This is a genomic window from Halogeometricum limi (assembly GCF_900115785.1).
Taxonomy (GTDB): domain Archaea; phylum Halobacteriota; class Halobacteria; order Halobacteriales; family Haloferacaceae; genus Halogeometricum; species Halogeometricum limi.
The window spans coordinates 16209-31808 of the sequence record NZ_FOYS01000007.1; the positions used below are offsets into that span (position 1 = coordinate 16209).

A 15600-nucleotide genomic window follows, 5' to 3' on the forward strand; every position below is an offset into this window, starting at 1 on the left:
GTCAGTCGGCGGCGAGGACGGCGACGACGCCGGCAGTCGCGAGGAGGCCGCCGCCGACGCCGGTGAGAGGCAGGCCGATGGCGACGACGCGGGCCGAGGCGACGCTGTCCGTCGAGTACTGGAAGGCGAACGCGGCGATACCGACGCCGACGAGCGTCGCGAACAGTCCCGAGATGCGACCGGAGCGACCGGAGCGAGCGAAGAGGAGTCCGGTCGCGACGGCGGACGCACCGACGAGAAGCGAGTCGAAGCCGTTGAATCCGGTCTCCATCCCGGGAACGAGGATGGCGGTGACGGGGCCGGTGTGACTCGGCGGCACCACCTGCCACGGGAGGTAACAGCCGACGACGACAAGCAGTGTCCCGACGGCAGCGAGTCCGCGTGCGAGCGTCGTTCCGGAGGGCATAGTCGAAACTCGCGTCGGGACGGCAAGAAGACGGTGAAGGCGACAGTCACTCTTTGTGTCTCGTCAGCGCCCGCTCCCGAGTTATAGACGCGCGGCCACGTCGGCCTCGGTGATGATGCCGACGGTCTGTCCGCCCTCGACGACGAGGACGGCGGCGTTGTGGTCCAAAGAGGAGTCTATCTCTTCGAGCGTCGCGTTCGGTTCGACCGTCGTGATGGACTCGCGCATCACTTCTGCGACGGGGAGTTCACCCACGTCCTCGTCTTGGACGCGGCGGATGTCGCCGTTCGAGATGATGCCGACGGGGCGGCCGTCGCGGATGACGGGCAGTTGCGAGAACCCCTCGTCTAACATCCGGTCGCGGGCGGTGCGCACCGAATCGTCGGGCGAGACGCTGACGACGGTGGTGTGCATCAGGTCGTCGGCGTGGACGACGCTCCCCTCCGCCTCGTCGAGTGCGTTGACGATGCGCCGGAGCGTCGACAGACGCGGGTCCACGTCGCCGCCCTCGATACGGGCGATGAGCGGTTGCGAGACGCCCGCCATCTCGGCGAGCGTACTCTGCGTGAGGTCCAGTTCCTTCCGTCGTTGACGGAGGTCCTGTGGAGTCGGGAGTTCCATAGCCACAGATAACCGTAGGTTATATGAAAAGCTTTCCGGGAACGCTCACTCGTCGTCGCGTTCGTCGGCGTCCTCGTCCGTCTCGACGACGTCGATGACCGAGAGGGGAACGTCGCGGAGTGCGCCGCCGACTTCGCTCTTTGCGATACGGGAGGCATGCTTCTCGCCGTCGGCGTTGAACACGTCGATTTCGAGGAGCAAGCCCACGAGCGCCGTGTTCGCGGCGATGAACGCGGAGTCGAACGGTTCGCCGCAGGCGGGACAGCCCGTGACGCCGACTTCCACCTCGACGTACTCTTTGTTCTTGTCGTTCAGTCGCTTGCCCGCCTCGCTGACGGCGACGCCGATGGCGTCGTCGATATCTTCGACGTCACGGACGAGCCACGCGGCTTCCATCGCGACGAGATAGTTGCTCATAGGCGTCAGTAGCACCACGGGGTTTCGTGTCTTGTGGTTCCGCCGCCACGGTGTCAGCGGTTCGCACCGTCCGTCTCGCGGGACGTTCTCGGAGCGGACGTAACCGAGATTCACGGCATAACTTATGCGAACGAGTGAGAGTGCCGACAGAACTCCTACGCCGTGAGCGGTCCGAACGCCAGTGAGATTGCGTCGGAGACAAGTGCCGTTTAATCGATAGACAGCGCCGGGATAGGCGAATGTCGTCTGACGAAACGTATATATACCCCCGACGCGCCTCCCCAGTCAGCGAGATGTTCAACGCGATCTCTCGGACCGTCACGTTCGCCCTCTACCAACTGACGTTGGCCCTCGGCATCCTCCTCATGCCCGTCGCCCTCCTCGCCCGTCGAGTCGGCGTCCGCCTCCCGGTCGACCGGATGGTCGACGCCGCGGCGTCCGCGTACGACCAGACCGACGAACCACGCGGCCGGTAGTCGGTCGTCTCGTTTCTTCGGACAGCGTCCACACCGGAAGCGACGGCCACGCCGCGACCGCCGACCCAGGACGGCCGAAAACCGCCGGTCTGTCGGCCGAACCCGCGGTACGGGCAACAGCGGAGGGAAGGGTGGCATTTATCAGCGCCGGGCTTCAAAAGCAGGTAATGCGTACACCGACGAGCGACGACACCTCTGGCCGCCTCGACCCCCTGAACGGCGACCACTCCGGCGTGTTCGCCCCCGAACTGGGCGAGTTCCCGAACGCCGAGAATCGCGCGGGAGAGTCGGGAGCACAGGAGACGAAGACGGGGACGACGACGGTCGGTCTGAAGACCGAAGACGGCGTCGTCCTGGCGACCGACATGCGCGCCAGTCTCGGCTACATGGTCTCCTCGAAGAACGTCCAGAAGGTCGAAGAGATTCACCCGACGGGCGCACTCACCATCGCTGGCTCTGTCTCCGCCGCCCAATCGCTCATCCGTTCGATTCGCGCCGAGGTCCGACTGTACGAGTCGCGCCGCGGCGAGGACATGAGCATGCAGGCGCTCTCGACGCTTCTCGGCAACTTCCTCCGCTCGGGCGCGTTCTACGTCGTCCAGCCCATCCTCGGCGGCGTCGACGCCGAGGGGCCGCACATCTACAGCATCGACCCCGCCGGTTCCATCCTCGAAGAGGAGTACACCGTCACCGGGTCCGGCAGCCAGTACGCCCTCGGTGTGCTCGAACAGGAGTACTCGAACGACCTGAGCATCGACGAGGCGAAGACCATCGCCGCCCGCGCCGTCAAGAGCGCCGTCGAGCGTGACCTGGCCTCCGGGAACGGCATCAACATCTGCGTCGTCACCGAAGACGGCGTCGACATCACCCAGCACAAGGACTTCGCGGACGTTCTCTAACTCCGGCGACGTTCTCTGCGACTTCGTCTTCGACCGATTCGACTCCCGAGTCGGCGACTGGTCGAACTGTTCGCGTGTCAGAATCCTCCGTTCCGTCTCTCGCCGGAGAACGCGCGCATCGACCGCCGGCGAAACGGACCGACGCTACAGCCAGTCCGCGAACGAACCGTCCAGTAGCGTCTCGGTCTGTCGGCCGATGTAGTCGCGTTGCATCCGGTAGACGGCGGTGTCGAACGCGTCGCCGTCCGCGAGTCCGTCGCGCACCCGGTCGAGTTTCCACCCGGCGGGGGTCTGGCCGGACTCGGCGCGAACGCGAAGCGGGGCGACGTATCGGTCGGCTTGCGCCTCCGAACAACCGGCGGACTTCAGCCCGTCGACGGCGTGTGCGAGCAAGTCGTCGTACACCTCGACCGGGTTCGTCGTCTCGTGGCCGTCGTTGGCTATCCAGCGCTGGCCGCTGTCGAACCCGTCGCGCATCGCCGCGTAGAAGTTCTCCTTAGCCGTCTCCCAGTCCTGGTTGATCACCGGATGCCCGCGCTTCGGAAGGCTCTCCATCAGCCCCGCGAAGGCGGCTTGGAAGGCGATGGAGTCGCGGACGGTCGGTTGCGCGGCGATGGGTCGGAACTCGATGCGAGCGTTCGCCGACGACCGCGTCGGGCCGTCGAACACCGGGCGAACCCACCGCCAGAACGTCCCGTGTTTGCGCCGAAGCGTCGCGAAGGAGTCGTCGAACCGGTCGCCGCGCGGGACGGGCATCGGGACCATCGTCGCGTCGGCGGCCACTCGGTCGACCGCCTCCTCGATGTCGGTCAGGTCGTCGGGGAACCGAACCTTGTCCGGGCCCTCGGCGTTGAGCACGGACTCGAAGACGGCGATTCGGTTCTCCATGTAACCGTCCGCCAGAATCTCTTCGGGCGGCGCGTCGTCGTACAGGTCCGGAGGGAACACCGGGGAGTTGACCCCGAGGGCGAGGAGGGGGCCGGCGATGCGGAGCGCGTAGTTGAAGTACAGCGGAAGGTCGGCGGCGTGTGCGACCTGATAGTGCGGTTGGATGGAGGTGATGAGCGACTCGGGCATCACCGTGTCGGCGGTGAGTTCGACGTGCGGGGCGTCGACGCTCATCTGGTCGGCGGCGTTCGCGCCGTTGGCCATCGCGTGGTACCGTACGGAGTCGCTCATGTTCGTCGCGATTCGAACGCCGTCGTCGGAGATGCTGTCGGTGAGGTACTCGCGGGCCGTCTCGCCCGTCGGCGGTATCGTCCAGAGGCCGTCGCTGACGAGGCGCATCCCCTCCGAAGACGTGCACTGGAGCGCGGCGGTGAGGCGGGCGAGGACTTCCGACTCCTGCGCGCGGAGGCCGTGGGGGTTCAGCGGTTGGGGACTCGTCGTCATCTCGGCGTTGTGGAGGCCGAGTTCCTTCTCGAAGCCGATGAGTTCGAGGAGGCGGCGAGGGACGCGCATCAGTTCGTTGGACCCCTCGTCCTCGGCGGCCCACCGGCCGTCGGCGACGGCGTAGAACTCGTATTCGAGGCCGACGATAGACTGGTGGTTGTCGAACGTCCCAGCCGCCAACTCCGATTTCACGACTTCGGCGTCCGCCTCCGCTTGCCGTTCGTACTCCTCGGCGTCGACCGAGAGCACGTCGCGAACGCGGGCCGCAAGCTCGTCGCTCATACCGCTCTCTGTGCTCCGGTGAGGCTTCAATCCCGTGGCTCCGCCGCGTCTTGGTACTGTCACGCACGTCGACGTCCGCGTGCCACGCGTCGATTCGAGGGGCTTTTTCGTCCGCGGAGACCACCGACGAGCGATGCAGTTCGCCGAGTTCGCCACGCGCGCGTCGGAGATGGAGGCCGAACCCGCAGACCTCGCGACCGTCGCGTTGGTCCGGGACCTGTTCTGTGACGCCGGCGACGACCTTCCGGTCGTCGTCCGCTTCGTCCACGGCCGCGTCTTCCCGGCGTGGGACTCCACGACGCTCGACGTCGGCCCGCGACTCCTCCGCGGAGCTATCGCTCGCGCCGCCGGGCAGAACGTCACGGCCGCGGACGTCGAGGACCGACTCGCCGAGGAAGGCGAAATCGGCGCCGTCGCCGCCGGCTACGACTTCGGCGGCCAGCGAGGACTCGCCGCGTTCGCGGGCGGCGACGACGACGGACTGACCGTCGCCGAGGTGGACGAGACGCTCCGCGAACTCGCCGCCGCCGCCGGGTCGGGCAGCGAGGACCGCAAACTCAACACGCTGTTCGGCCTGTTCAACCGCACCACTCCCGAAGAAGCGCGTTACCTCGCTCGTCTCGTCCTCGGCGAGATGCGAATCGGCGTCGGCGAGGGAACCGTTCGCGACGCCATCGCGGAGGCGTTTTTGGCGGTCGAGGAGACGGGTGAGACGACGGATTCGGAAGCTGACGACGAGCCAAACGACGAAACGAGAGACGAGACGGACGGCGAAACGAGAGACGAGAGCGAGGAACGCGCCGCGGCGGACGACGACGAAGACCCCCTCACACGCGCGACGGACGAGCAACTCCGGGCCGTCGAGCGCGCCCTGCAGGTGTCGAACGACCACGGCATGGTCGCCGCCGTCGCTCGCGACGACGGCGAATCCGGGTTGGCGGACGTCCGCCTCGAAGTCGGGCGGCCGGTGCAGGCGATGCTGGCGCAAGCGGGAACCGCCGCCGACGCACTCGACGAGTGGGGCGAGGCGGCGGTCGAACGGAAGTTCGACGGCGCGCGCGTCCAGGTCCACGTCGAACCCGACGACGAGGGTGAGACAGCGGGCGTCTCGCTGTACTCGCGGAACATGGACGACGTGACCGCCGCCCTCCCGGACGTCGTCGAGTTCGTCGAGTCCCGCGTCGACGCGCCCGTCATCCTCGACGGCGAGGTGGTGGCCGTCGACGACGACGGCGCGCCGCGTCCGTTTCAGGAGATTCTGCGTCGCTTCCGCCGAAAGCACGACGTGGACCGGATGCGAGACGCGGTCCGGGTCGAACTCCACGCCTTCGACTGTCTGCACGCCGACGGCGAGGACTTGCTCGACGCGCCCGTGACCGAACGGCACGCCCGTCTGAGCGACGTACTCGACGACGCCGGTGCCGTCTCGGACCTCCTCGTCTCCGACGACGGCGACGAGATAGCCGCCTTCGAGGAGGCCGCGTTGGAGGCGGGCCACGAGGGAATCATGCTGAAGAACCCCGCGTCGGCGTACTCGCCGGGGAACCGCGGAAAGAACTGGCTGAAGCGAAAGCCCGACGTGGAGACGGTCGACCTCGTCGTGACGGGTGCGGAGTGGGGTGAGGGTCGGCGAGCGAACCACCTCGGGACGTTCCTGCTCTCCGTGCGCGACGGCGGCGACTACGTCGAAATCGGGAAGGTGGCGACGGGTATCACCGACGAAGAGTTGGCCGACCTCTCGACGCTTCTCGAACCCGAAATCGTCTCCGAGAACGGCCAGACCGTCGAACTGAACCCGTCGGTCGTGTTCGAGGTGGGCTACGAGGAGATTCAGGCGTCGCCGACGTACTCCTCGGGGTACGCGCTCCGCTTCCCGCGGTTCGTCGCGGTTCGCGAGGACAAGGAAGTCGCCGACGCCGACTCGCTTGCACGAATCGAGCGGTTGGCCGAATCGGAGTCCCGTTAGAAGTACCGCTCTAGCGCCTCGAACGCCGTCTTCGCGGCCCAGTCGGGTCGGTCGGGGTAGGTGTACAGTTCGAGGGTGACGAAGCCGTCGTAGCCGATGGAGTCGAGCGAATCGAACACGACGTCGAAGTCCAAGTCGCCCTCGCCGGGGACGAGGTGGTAGTGCTTGCCGCGGATGCCGCCCGCGATGTCTTCGAGATGGACGCCCGTGATGTGGCCCGCGCTCTTCTCGATGCTCTCGCGCAGGTCTTCGCCGTAGACGGCGGCGTGGCCGACGTCTAGGTTGACGCCGAGGTTGTCCCGGCCCACGTCGTCGATGAGCGTCAACACCTCGTCGGTGCACTCCACGAGGAGTTCGGGTTCGAACTCGATTCCCACCTGCACGCCGCGGGGTTCGGCGTAGTCGAGGATGGCGTGGAGCGACGAGACGAGGTGGTCGTAGGCTTCGTCCGGCATCGTTCCGGGCAGGGGTCGACCCGAGGAGAGACACACCGACGGTGCGCCCGTCGACGCCGCGAGGTCGATAGCGCGCTTCGTGTACTCGACGCGCCACGTCCTGCGGTCGGCCTCGGGGTTGATGACGCTCGGTTCGAAGAACGCCGACGGCGGCGCGTCCGAGTAGTAGCCGGAGGCGGTGTTGGCGTTGACGTTCGAGACGGCGATACCCGTCTCGGCGAGTGCGTCGCCGAGGGCGGCGACGTCGTCGGCGTCGAATTCGGGGAAGTACGCGTGCGGGACGTCGCCGAGGAGTTCGACTCCCGCGTAGCCGTGGTCGGCGATTCGCCGGACTGCGTCGGGGAGCGTGTGGTTCGTGTACGCGTTCGTGGAGAATGCGAGTTCCATGGTGTCGTTAGCTTACGTCGAAGTACCGAGAGAGCGTCGTCGCCGGAAGCGCGAACGCCGCGGCGGCGAGTGCGAACGCCGGTCCCCCGACGACGGCGACGGCGGCGTCGAGGAGGACGATGCCGAGGACGCAGGTGCCGACGGCGGGGCCGACGTTCGAGGGGGCGGGGTCGGCGATGGCCGGGCCGAGTGCGCGCCAGTCCCACGCGAGAAAGCCCGCGGCGACGACCGTCGCGACGAGTCCGGTCGTCGGCGTGCCGAGAACGGTGGCGACGACGGCGACGACCATCGCCGCCACCGTCGCGCCGACGCCCGTGAGGGCGACGGCCGACCCCTCACCGCCGCCCGTCTCCGCCTCGGCCATGCGCGTCAACGCGGCGACGTAGCCGACGACGGCGGCGGGGAACAGCAACGCGACGGGGTTCAGCGCCGCCGCACCCGCGACGGAGAGGCCCAAGAGGACGTTCAGTCCGCGGGCCGACCCCATAGCGATGAATCCGAGCGGTCCGCCCTTCAGCAGACCGTCGTAGAGGACGACGGCGGCGGCGAGAACGAGGGCGGTGAGGCCCGTCGCGAATCCCGACACCGCCGTGGCGACGCCCACGCCCGCGAGGAGGAAGACGACGCCGAGCGAGAGCGCTTCGGAGCGCCCGACGCGCCCGGACGGAATCGGTCGTTCGGGGCGTTCGCTGGCGTCTTCGTCCACGTCGGCCACGTCGTTCAGCGTCGTCCCCGCCGCGTAGACGAGTGCCGAAGCGAGACAGAGACCGGCGACGGTAACGGGGTCGACCGTCGCGCCGAGGGCGACGGCGAGGGCGGCGCCCGCGAGGACGTCCGGCGGGGCCGTGAAGATGTTCGGGAGTCGAATCAGGTCGGCGTAATCGGTCGCGACTCGCCGAACCCGGTCGAACGCGAGTGCGTCCTCGACTCCCGTCGCCATCCTCAGGTCCACCCGTGGTCGCGGAGGTAGTCCATCGCGCCCTGCGCCGTCTCGGCGGCCGTCTCCTGGTACGGGTAGAGTTCGACCGTCACGTAGTCGTCGTAGCCGGAGTCTTCGACCGCTTCGAGGAAGCCGTCGATGTCCATCGCGCCGTCGCCGAGTTGCGTGTGTTCGTGCTCGCGGTCCGCGGGGATGTCCTCTAAGTGATAGTGTTCGGTGTACGGTCCGAGCGTCTCGACCAGTTCCGCGGGGTCTTCGTCCACGCAGAACAGGTGGCCGGCGTCGAAGTTACAGCCGATGGCGTCGGAGTCGACGCGGTCCATCAGGTCGAGGAACTGACTCGAAGTCTCTATCAGGAGGTCGGGTTCGGGTTCGACCAACAGGTCGACGCCCACCTCCTCCGCGTGCGGGGCGAGTTCGGCGAGAGCGTCGACGAACGTCTCCATGCCCCACTCGTAGGACTTCTCCTCGGGGACGGGGCCGCCGGGTTCGATGGAGATGTAGTCGCAGTCGAGTTCGGCGGCGGCGTCGAGGGAGTCGCGCGTGTAGTCGATACGACGCTGGCGGTAGTCTTCGTCCACCTCGACGAACGAGGGGTGGTGGAAGTCCTCGATAGCCGTCAGCATGAACGCGTTGCAGTTGCTGATGGCGACGTCGTTTCTATCGAGTGCCGCGCGAACCTCGTCGTACTCCTCGCCGGTCGCCTCCGGCGGGTAGAGAAACGGCTGGTCGAACAGGAGTTCGATGCCGTCGTAACCCGCGTCGGCGACGGCGTCTATCGCGCCGACGGTGGAGTACTCCCGGAAGGCGTTCATCGAGAAGCCGAACTGGAGCGACATCTCACTGGCCCTCGGTGGTCGTCACCGTCTCGTTCGCCGAGGACTCGGCGGCGACGGTGCGGGCGTAGTCGAAGTTCGGCGACTGCGAGAAGAACTCCATCGGGTTCTCGAACAGGAGTTTTCGGACGGTGTCGCGTTCCCACCCGGCGTCTATCATGGCGTCGCGCGCCTCGGGGACGGCGAGGGGGTTCGAGTCGTCCCAGTCCGCCGAGGAGTTGATGATTCGCTTGTCGGTGCCGTACTCTTCGAGGAGCGGCATGACCTCCTCGATGGATATCTTGCCCGGATAGAGCGTGAAGCCGAGCCAACAGTCCGTCGCGGCCGTCGTCTCCATCGTCCCGGGTTCGTTGTGGTCGATGATGATGCGCTCTTGGGTGACGTCCATCTCCTCGATGATGTCGACGGTCCGAACCGCACCTTTCGGCTTCTCCGTGTGCGGGAGGTGGATGATGACCGGTTGTTCGTGTTCTTCGGCGAGGCGGAGTTGCTCGCGGAAGGCCCACTCCTCCTCGTCGGTCTGGAGGTTGAACCCGATTTCGCCGACGCCGACGACGCGGTCACGCTCTAAGTACTCCGGCAGGCGGTCGATGACCGCTTCGGACATCTCGCGGTCGACGGCCTCCTTCGGGTTGATGGAGACGGTGACGTAGTGGTCCATCCCGGCGATTCGCTCGGCGCGTTCGGTCTCGAAGTCGATGATGTGCTCGAAGTAGTCGAAGAACGACTCGGGGTACATCTTGTCCGACCCCGACCAGAACGAGGGTTCGATCACGCACTCGATGCCGGACCGCCGCATCTCGCGGTAGTCGCTCGTCGTGCGCGAAGTCATGTGCGCGTGGGAGTCGATGAGACGCATAGAGACCACTCCGGACTATACGGGCTTTGTTACCGACGTCATACAGGTTTAGCACCGGCGAAAGACGGGTCGGAAGCCGTAGTAGCGGACGTTTAACGGCGGGTTGCGATCGCCAGAGACGGCCGTTTCAGCCGTCGATTCCACCGAAGCAGATGCATAACTAACCCCGTCCCGTCGCCCCCTAGGAACATGACGCGAACGCGAACGGGTGTCTGGTTCGTCGGCGCCCGCGGCAACGTCGCGACCACGGCTATCACCGGGGCGCGAGGCATCGCTCGGGGGACGACCGACGGCACGGGCATGGTGACCGCCCGCGAACCCTGCAGTCTTCTCGACCTGCCCGACGTCGACGGCTTCGTCTTCGGCGGGCACGACATCGCGGACCGACCCCTCCTCCACACGGCGACCGAACTCGCCGACTCGGACATCGTCGACCGGGAGACGCTCGAAGCCGTCGCCGACGACCTGCGCGAGATAGACGGCCGGGTGAAGACCGGCACCGCACGCAACTGCGGGAGCGCCGTCTCTCTGGCCGACGGCGACACCCTCGACCGAGACCACAGCGTGAGCGAGGTAGTCGAACAGATTCGTACCGACTTCGCCGACTTCGTCGACGAGACGGGCGTGGACCGCCTCGTCGTCGTCAACCTCGCCTCCTCGGAACCGCCGGTGAGAGACGCCGCGAAGTACGACACGCTGGCGGCGTTCGAGGACGCCGTCGAGTCCGACGACGCCGACCTGCCGGCGAGTTCGCTGTACGCCTACGCGGCCCTCGTGGACGGCCATCCGTACGTCAACTTCACGCCCTCGACGGGGAGCGAACTCGGCGGCCTCCGCGAGTTGGCCGACAGAGAGAACGTCCCGCACGTCGGCCGAGACGCCAAGACCGGCGAGACGCTCCTGAAGACCGCACTCGGACCCATGTTCGCCGGACGCAACCTCGACGTGTTGTCGTGGGACGGCTTCAACATCCTCGGTAACGGCGACGGGAAGGTGCTCGAAGACGACGAGAACAAGGCCGGGAAACTGCAGAGCAAGGGCGGGGTCCTGTCGAACATCCTCGGCCCGAACATGCACAACCGCGTTCGCATCGACTACACGCCCTCGCTGGGCGACTGGAAGACGGCGTGGGACCACGTCCACTTCGAGGGGTTCATGGGGACGAAGATGAGCCTCCAGTTCACGTGGCAGGGCGCTGACTCCTCGCTCGCGGCCCCTCTCGTGTTGGACCTCGTGCGCCTCGTCTCACACGCCGACGAACGCGGCGAAGGCGGGGTACAGAAACACCTCGCGTCGTTCTTCAAAGAGCCGATGGACGTGGCCGAACACGACCTCTCGCGACAGTTCGCCATGCTGGAGTCCTACGTCGAGAGCCACCGAGACGACGCGGACGAGACGGTCGACCCCGTCTCGATGCGGACGGACGGTTCCGGCATCGACGCCGACACGGAGGCGAACCGATGACGGAGCGAATCGCCGAACGAGTCGTCGTCTTGGACATCGTCGGACTCCAACCCGACCACGTCGACGCCGAAACGACGCCGAACCTCGCCCGTCTGTTCGACGACGGGGCGACGACGGGCGCCGTCCCGCCGTTCCCGGCGGTGACCATCCCCTCGCAGACGACGCTCTCGACGGGAACCGCGCCGGCGACGCACGGCGACGTGTCGAACGCCGAGTACGACCGCGAGACCGACACCGTCGAACTGTGGGGTCGCAACAGCGGCGACCGAAAGCGCGTGTGGGAGGTCGCACGCGACGCCGGCGTCGAGACCGGCGCGCTGTTCTTCCAGCACCTCTACGGCACCTCCGCGGACGTGGCGGTGACGCCGAAGCCCATCGAGGACGAGAACAACGACCTCATCGAGATGAACTGCTGGACGAACCCCGACGAGTTCTACGAGGAACTCCGCGAGGAGTACGGCCACTTCCCGCTTCACAACTACTGGGGGCCCGCGGCGAACGCCGAGAGCAGCAAGTGGATACTCTCCGCCGCCCGCGAGGCGACGGAGCGCTACGACCCGGAGATGCTCTGGACGTACCTCCCGCACCTCGACTACACGGGGCAGAGCCACGGGCCGGACTCCGAGGCGTTCGCCGGCGCGCTCTCCGAAATCGACGAACTCGTCGGCGACTACCTCTCGTTCCTCGAGTCGACTCCGGCGTGGGAGGAGACGGCCGTCGTCGTCGTCAGCGAGTACGGCTTCCACGACGTGTCGAACCCGGTGTTCCCGAACCGTGCACTCCGCGAGGCGGGCCTGATGAAGACCCGAGACGCCGACGACTCCGGGCGGATTCCGGACCTCGACGCCTCCGAGGCGTTCGCCGTCGTCGACCACCAGGTCGCGCACGTCTACTGCGACCAAGACGCGGTCGAGACGGCAAGAGAGGCCCTCGAAGCGCTCGACGGCATCGAACGAATCCTGGACGGCGACGACCAGGCGGCGTACGGCATCGACCACCAGAACGCGGGTGACCTCGTTCTCGTCGCCGACCCCGACGCGTGGTTCGCCTACTACTGGTGGAACGAGGGCGAAACGGAGGCGATGCCGCCGTACGCCGACAGCGTCGACATCCACGAGAAACCCGGCTACGACCCCTGCGAACTGTTCCTCGGCGACACCGGGTTCGTCTCGACGGACCCCTCGAACGTTCGCGGCTCTCACGGCCGCGTGGACGAGGAGACGATGCCGTTCTTCGGTATCGGCGGCCCCGCCGCGCCGTCGCTGTCGCTGGACGGCGACATCGACATGCGACAGGTCGCGCCGACGGTCCTGGACCTCCTCGGCGTCCACGACGAGGTGGAGATGCCGTTCGAAGGGGCGTCCATCCTCGCGCCGACGAGCGAACTCGGCCCCGCCGACGACTGACTTCGCGACGAGTCGGAGGGAGAGCGAAACCTGTTATGCGTTCGCCGTACTACCGCGGGGTATGACCGTCGACTTCCGGAACCTCCGCGTCTCGTGGCTGGGCTACGCCACCGCCAGAATCGAGTCCGACTCGGGGACCGTCGCCTACCTCGACCCCGGACGGTACGGCGTGTTGGACGACTACTACGCCCGCGACGCCGACCTCGTCTGCGTCACGCACGACCACCACTACGACAGCGACGCGATTCGCTCGGTCGCGAAGGAGGACGCCACCGTCGTCGTCTTCGAGGCCGTCGACCCCGCGGGCATCGACCGCGACGTGGAGGCCGTCGAGGACCTCCCGTACGAGACGGTGCGCGTCGGCGAGGAGGACCACCGCACGGTGGGCGACGTGGACCTCTGGACCCTCCCCGCCTACAACGAGGCGGACGGGTCGCACACCCGCGACGACGGGAGCCTCGTCCACCCGCCCGGATTCGGCTGCGGCTTCCTCCTCTCCGTCGGCGGAACCAAGGTGTTCTGGCCGGGCGACAGCGACGTGCTGAAGGGGTTCGAGCGACTGTCCGTCGACCTCTTCCTCGCGAACATCGGCGGCACCATCGTCATGGACCGCCACGAGGCCGCGGACTTGGCGGAGGCGCTCAGACCCGGACTGGTGCTTCCCATCCACTACGACACCATCGACATCCTCGAAGCCGACGAGGAGGCGTTCGCGGCGGACGTGGCCTCGCGCGGAATCCCCGTCGTCCTCGAAGACCCGACGGACCACGCGGTCTGACGCCGCTCCGAAGACGGTCGACCACACCGGACGTGCGTCGACAGCGACAACGGTTTTGACGTCCCGCGCCGTCGTTTGAGGGACGATGACCAGTCCTGCACTCGCGGAGCGGTACGGTCTGTTCGAGGACAGAATCCCGTACTACCGGGCGGGCGACGGCCCCGAGACGCTCGTCGTCCTCCCCGGCCTCAGCGACGCGTTCTCCGGTCGCCCGTCGAGAGCGACGGCCGAACTCCTCGCGCGGACGACGTACCGCGGCCTGACGGACGAGTTCACCGTCTGGACGGTCAGCAGACCCCGAAACCTCGACGGAGGAACGACGACGAGGGAGATGGCGGGGGCCGTCGCGACGTTCCTCGACGAACTCGACGGCGCGCACGTGCTCGGATACTCGATGGGCGGGTTCGTCGCCCAGCACCTCGCGGCCGACTACCCCGAGTTCGTCGACAGACTCGTCCTCGGGTCCACCGCCGCGCACGTCGGCGACGCCGGACGGGCGGTCCTGGGCGACTGGCAGACGTGGGCGGAGAACGGGGACTGGGGCCGCGTGCAGGCGTCGGCGTCGCGAGAGTCGTTCACCGGGTGGCGACGGTGGGCGTACCCGCCGTTGCTCCGCGCGGTCGGACCGCTTCTCCGGCCGCCGTACCCCGACGACGTGCTGACCTCGCTTCGGGCGTGCCTCGACCACGACACCACCGACCGACTGGCGCAGATACGGACGCCGACGCTCGTCGTCGGCGGCGACGCGGACCGACTGTTCCCGCCGGAACTGCTCCGCGAGACGAAAGAGAGACTGCCGGACGCGACGCTCGCGTTGCTGTCGGGAGCGGGACACGCCGCCGCCGCAGAACAGACGAAGACGATGAATCGCGTCGTCCGCCGGTTCCTCCGCGAGGAACCGCTCCGCGGGTGACGCCGACTCAGAGGACGCCCATCTCGCCGAGTCGTTCGGGGAGGTAGGTGTCCGTCACGAAGTCGAGGCCGCGCGAGGCGAGCGCCTGCTGTTCTGCCTTCTTGTCGATGTCGAGTTGGAGTTCGATCTGTTCTTCCCAGTAGTCGGTCATGAAGCGCGGGTCCTCGAGTTCCGACTGCAGGGCGTTCACGTCCGAGTCCGAGAGCGGGTCGGTCGGCAGGTCGTAGTCGACGATGTCCTGCGGTTGGATGCCGACGAACTCCGCTTCCGGCGTCGCGAGGTACTCCGAGAGGTGCGCGGACTTGATAGAGCCGTAGGCGACGGAGCCGTAGATGCGGTACGACCACGGGTCGCCGTCTGTGAAGACCACGACGGGCAGGTCGAGTTCGTCGTGGAGACGCTTCGTGATGCGGCGCGTCGCGCGGGCGGGTTGCCCCTTCAGGTGGACGACGAGACAGCCGTGCTTCTCGTCGAAGCCGTTCTCGATGAGTCGGTCGCGCATCCCACCCGTCTCCACGCAGAGGACGAACTCGATGTCGTGGTCCAGGAACTCGATGGTGTCTGGGTTGTTCGGAATCTGGTAGCCGCCCTCGCCGACGTCCTCCTGACAGTGAATCTCGCGCTCGCCGCGGCGGGTCTGCTCGCGGAGTTCCAGCGGCCCCATGAGCGTCGCGCCGGACTCCTCCGGACGCATGTGGAAGTCCTCGCGGGTGACCTTCGAGACGATTTCGAGGTCCTCGATGAGTTGGTTCGACTCGTCCTGGTCGTTGAACTGTGCCTCCTCGTTGTCCCACGACTCGGAGAGGTAGTACAACTCACGGAGGGTCGACGAGCGGTCCTCCTCTAACTGGTTGACGAGGAACTCGATGGCGTACGTCGCCTTCAGCAGTTTTCGCGCGCCGCGGACGCTGTTCGCAGAGCGGGTGGACGTGCGGTCGCCGTACACCCACACCTTCGACTCCTCGTCGAAGACGATGTTGCTCTTCGTCCGCGTCGGGATGTCCATGTGCGGGATGTCGCCCCCGGCGAACTGGTCGTAGAACTCGACGGCGAGGTCGATGAGTCGTTCCTGCGCGAGTTCGTCGTTGTGGTTCGTACTCATG

16 protein-coding genes are annotated in these 15600 nt (G+C 67.1%); 7 read left to right on the top strand and 9 right to left on the bottom strand.

Annotation, left to right across the window (positions count from 1 at the left end; genetic code table 11):
• Position 1: 1 nt before the first annotated feature.
• The 3 genes from BM282_RS16835 to BM282_RS16845 all read right to left on the bottom strand — a co-directional run bounded on the left by BM282_RS16835 (position 2) and on the right by BM282_RS16845 (position 1444).
• Positions 2-406 (bottom strand): hypothetical protein, encoded by a 405-nt coding sequence (locus BM282_RS16835; protein ID WP_089883219.1) that lies wholly within the window; start codon positions 404-406, stop codon positions 2-4.
• An 81-nt stretch (positions 407-487) separates the two neighbouring features.
• On the bottom strand, positions 488-1027 hold the full coding sequence (locus tag BM282_RS16840) for a CBS domain-containing protein (protein ID WP_089883221.1): 540 nt from the start codon (positions 1025-1027) through the stop codon (positions 488-490).
• A gap of 45 nt (positions 1028-1072) precedes the next feature.
• The gene (locus BM282_RS16845) at positions 1073-1444 is read right to left on the bottom strand and encodes a DUF555 domain-containing protein (protein WP_089883510.1); all 372 of its coding nucleotides are present in this window, start codon (positions 1442-1444) and stop codon (positions 1073-1075) included.
• Positions 1445-1737: 293 nt separating this feature from the next.
• Here BM282_RS16845 and BM282_RS16850 point away from each other — a divergent pair, with 293 nt between their 5' ends.
• Both BM282_RS16850 and psmB read left to right on the top strand, forming a co-directional pair.
• Positions 1738-1920 carry a hypothetical protein gene (locus tag BM282_RS16850; RefSeq protein ID WP_089883512.1) on the top strand — a complete coding sequence of 61 codons (183 nt, stop codon included), beginning with the start codon at positions 1738-1740 and terminating at the stop codon, positions 1918-1920.
• 167 nt (positions 1921-2087) lie between these two features.
• Complete coding sequence (psmB, locus tag BM282_RS16855; RefSeq protein ID WP_089883223.1) at positions 2088-2819, top strand: archaeal proteasome endopeptidase complex subunit beta; 732 nt, start codon at positions 2088-2090, stop codon at positions 2817-2819.
• A gap of 144 nt (positions 2820-2963) precedes the next feature.
• On the opposite strand, the gene BM282_RS16860 is transcribed toward psmB, so the two are convergent.
• Positions 2964-4493 (bottom strand): hypothetical protein, encoded by a 1530-nt coding sequence (locus BM282_RS16860; protein WP_089883224.1) that lies wholly within the window; start codon positions 4491-4493, stop codon positions 2964-2966.
• Positions 4494-4626: 133 nt separating this feature from the next.
• Between BM282_RS16860 and ligA the strand changes: the two genes are divergently transcribed.
• Positions 4627-6459, top strand: a complete 1833-nt coding sequence (gene ligA, locus BM282_RS16865) for an ATP-dependent DNA ligase LigA (RefSeq protein WP_089883226.1) — start codon at positions 4627-4629, stop codon at positions 6457-6459.
• On the opposite strand, the gene BM282_RS16870 is transcribed toward ligA, so the two are convergent.
• Genes BM282_RS16870 through BM282_RS16885 form a run of 4 tightly spaced genes read right to left on the bottom strand, consistent with a single transcriptional unit; the run spans position 6456 to position 9936 of the window.
• Positions 6456-7301 carry a sugar phosphate isomerase/epimerase family protein gene (locus BM282_RS16870; protein ID WP_089883228.1) on the bottom strand — a complete coding sequence of 282 codons (846 nt, stop codon included), beginning with the start codon at positions 7299-7301 and terminating at the stop codon, positions 6456-6458. The genes ligA and BM282_RS16870 overlap by 4 nt on opposite strands.
• 7 nt (positions 7302-7308) lie before the next feature.
• Complete coding sequence (locus tag BM282_RS16875; RefSeq protein WP_089883230.1) at positions 7309-8241, bottom strand: UbiA family prenyltransferase; 933 nt, start codon at positions 8239-8241, stop codon at positions 7309-7311.
• 2 nt (positions 8242-8243) lie between these two features.
• Positions 8244-9080 carry a sugar phosphate isomerase/epimerase family protein gene (locus BM282_RS16880; RefSeq protein ID WP_089883232.1) on the bottom strand — a complete coding sequence of 279 codons (837 nt, stop codon included), beginning with the start codon at positions 9078-9080 and terminating at the stop codon, positions 8244-8246.
• A 1-nt stretch (position 9081) separates the two neighbouring features.
• Positions 9082-9936 carry a TatD family hydrolase gene (locus BM282_RS16885; RefSeq protein ID WP_089883514.1) on the bottom strand — a complete coding sequence of 285 codons (855 nt, stop codon included), beginning with the start codon at positions 9934-9936 and terminating at the stop codon, positions 9082-9084.
• A gap of 189 nt (positions 9937-10125) precedes the next feature.
• On the opposite strand from BM282_RS16885, the gene BM282_RS16890 reads away from it, so the two are divergent.
• The 4 genes from BM282_RS16890 to BM282_RS16905 all read left to right on the top strand — a co-directional run bounded on the left by BM282_RS16890 (position 10126) and on the right by BM282_RS16905 (position 14497).
• Positions 10126-11400: an inositol-3-phosphate synthase gene (locus BM282_RS16890; protein ID WP_175501606.1), complete on the top strand. Its 1275-nt coding sequence runs from the start codon at positions 10126-10128 to the stop codon at positions 11398-11400.
• The gene (locus tag BM282_RS16895; protein WP_175501607.1) at positions 11397-12806 is read left to right on the top strand and encodes an alkaline phosphatase family protein; all 1410 of its coding nucleotides are present in this window, start codon (positions 11397-11399) and stop codon (positions 12804-12806) included. The genes BM282_RS16890 and BM282_RS16895 overlap by 4 nt, the downstream gene beginning before the upstream one ends.
• 61 nt (positions 12807-12867) lie before the next feature.
• Positions 12868-13584, top strand: a complete 717-nt coding sequence (locus tag BM282_RS16900) for an MBL fold metallo-hydrolase (RefSeq protein ID WP_089883236.1) — start codon at positions 12868-12870, stop codon at positions 13582-13584.
• Between the two features lie 85 nt (positions 13585-13669).
• The gene (locus BM282_RS16905; RefSeq protein WP_089883238.1) at positions 13670-14497 is read left to right on the top strand and encodes an alpha/beta fold hydrolase; all 828 of its coding nucleotides are present in this window, start codon (positions 13670-13672) and stop codon (positions 14495-14497) included.
• Between the two features lie 7 nt (positions 14498-14504).
• Here BM282_RS16905 and BM282_RS16910 read toward each other — a convergent pair whose 3' ends face one another.
• Positions 14505-15599 carry a DNA topoisomerase IV subunit A gene (locus BM282_RS16910; RefSeq protein ID WP_089883240.1) on the bottom strand — a complete coding sequence of 365 codons (1095 nt, stop codon included), beginning with the start codon at positions 15597-15599 and terminating at the stop codon, positions 14505-14507.
• Position 15600 lies beyond the last annotated feature (1 nt).

Bases quoted from the DNA above. Each gene is read 5' to 3' on its own strand.
- BM282_RS16835 (WP_089883219.1), bottom strand. From the start codon at position 406: ATGCCCTCCGGAACGACGCTCGCACGCGGACTCGCTGCCGTCGGGACA.
- BM282_RS16840 (WP_089883221.1), bottom strand. From the start codon at position 1,027: ATGGAACTCCCGACTCCACAGGACCTCCGTCAACGACGGAAGGAACTG.
- BM282_RS16845 (WP_089883510.1), bottom strand. From the start codon at position 1,444: ATGAGCAACTATCTCGTCGCGATGGAAGCCGCGTGGCTCGTCCGTGAC.
- BM282_RS16850 (WP_089883512.1), top strand. From the start codon at position 1,738: ATGTTCAACGCGATCTCTCGGACCGTCACGTTCGCCCTCTACCAACTG.
- psmB (WP_089883223.1), top strand. From the start codon at position 2,088: ATGCGTACACCGACGAGCGACGACACCTCTGGCCGCCTCGACCCCCTG.
- BM282_RS16860 (WP_089883224.1), bottom strand. From the start codon at position 4,493: ATGAGCGACGAGCTTGCGGCCCGCGTTCGCGACGTGCTCTCGGTCGAC.
- ligA (WP_089883226.1), top strand. From the start codon at position 4,627: ATGCAGTTCGCCGAGTTCGCCACGCGCGCGTCGGAGATGGAGGCCGAA.
- BM282_RS16870 (WP_089883228.1), bottom strand. From the start codon at position 7,301: ATGGAACTCGCATTCTCCACGAACGCGTACACGAACCACACGCTCCCC.
- BM282_RS16875 (WP_089883230.1), bottom strand. From the start codon at position 8,241: ATGGCGACGGGAGTCGAGGACGCACTCGCGTTCGACCGGGTTCGGCGA.
- BM282_RS16880 (WP_089883232.1), bottom strand. From the start codon at position 9,080: ATGTCGCTCCAGTTCGGCTTCTCGATGAACGCCTTCCGGGAGTACTCC.
- BM282_RS16885 (WP_089883514.1), bottom strand. From the start codon at position 9,936: ATGCGTCTCATCGACTCCCACGCGCACATGACTTCGCGCACGACGAGC.
- BM282_RS16890 (WP_175501606.1), top strand. From the start codon at position 10,126: ATGACGCGAACGCGAACGGGTGTCTGGTTCGTCGGCGCCCGCGGCAAC.
- BM282_RS16895 (WP_175501607.1), top strand. From the start codon at position 11,397: ATGACGGAGCGAATCGCCGAACGAGTCGTCGTCTTGGACATCGTCGGA.
- BM282_RS16900 (WP_089883236.1), top strand. From the start codon at position 12,868: ATGACCGTCGACTTCCGGAACCTCCGCGTCTCGTGGCTGGGCTACGCC.
- BM282_RS16905 (WP_089883238.1), top strand. From the start codon at position 13,670: ATGACCAGTCCTGCACTCGCGGAGCGGTACGGTCTGTTCGAGGACAGA.
- BM282_RS16910 (WP_089883240.1), bottom strand. From the start codon at position 15,599: ATGAGTACGAACCACAACGACGAACTCGCGCAGGAACGACTCATCGAC.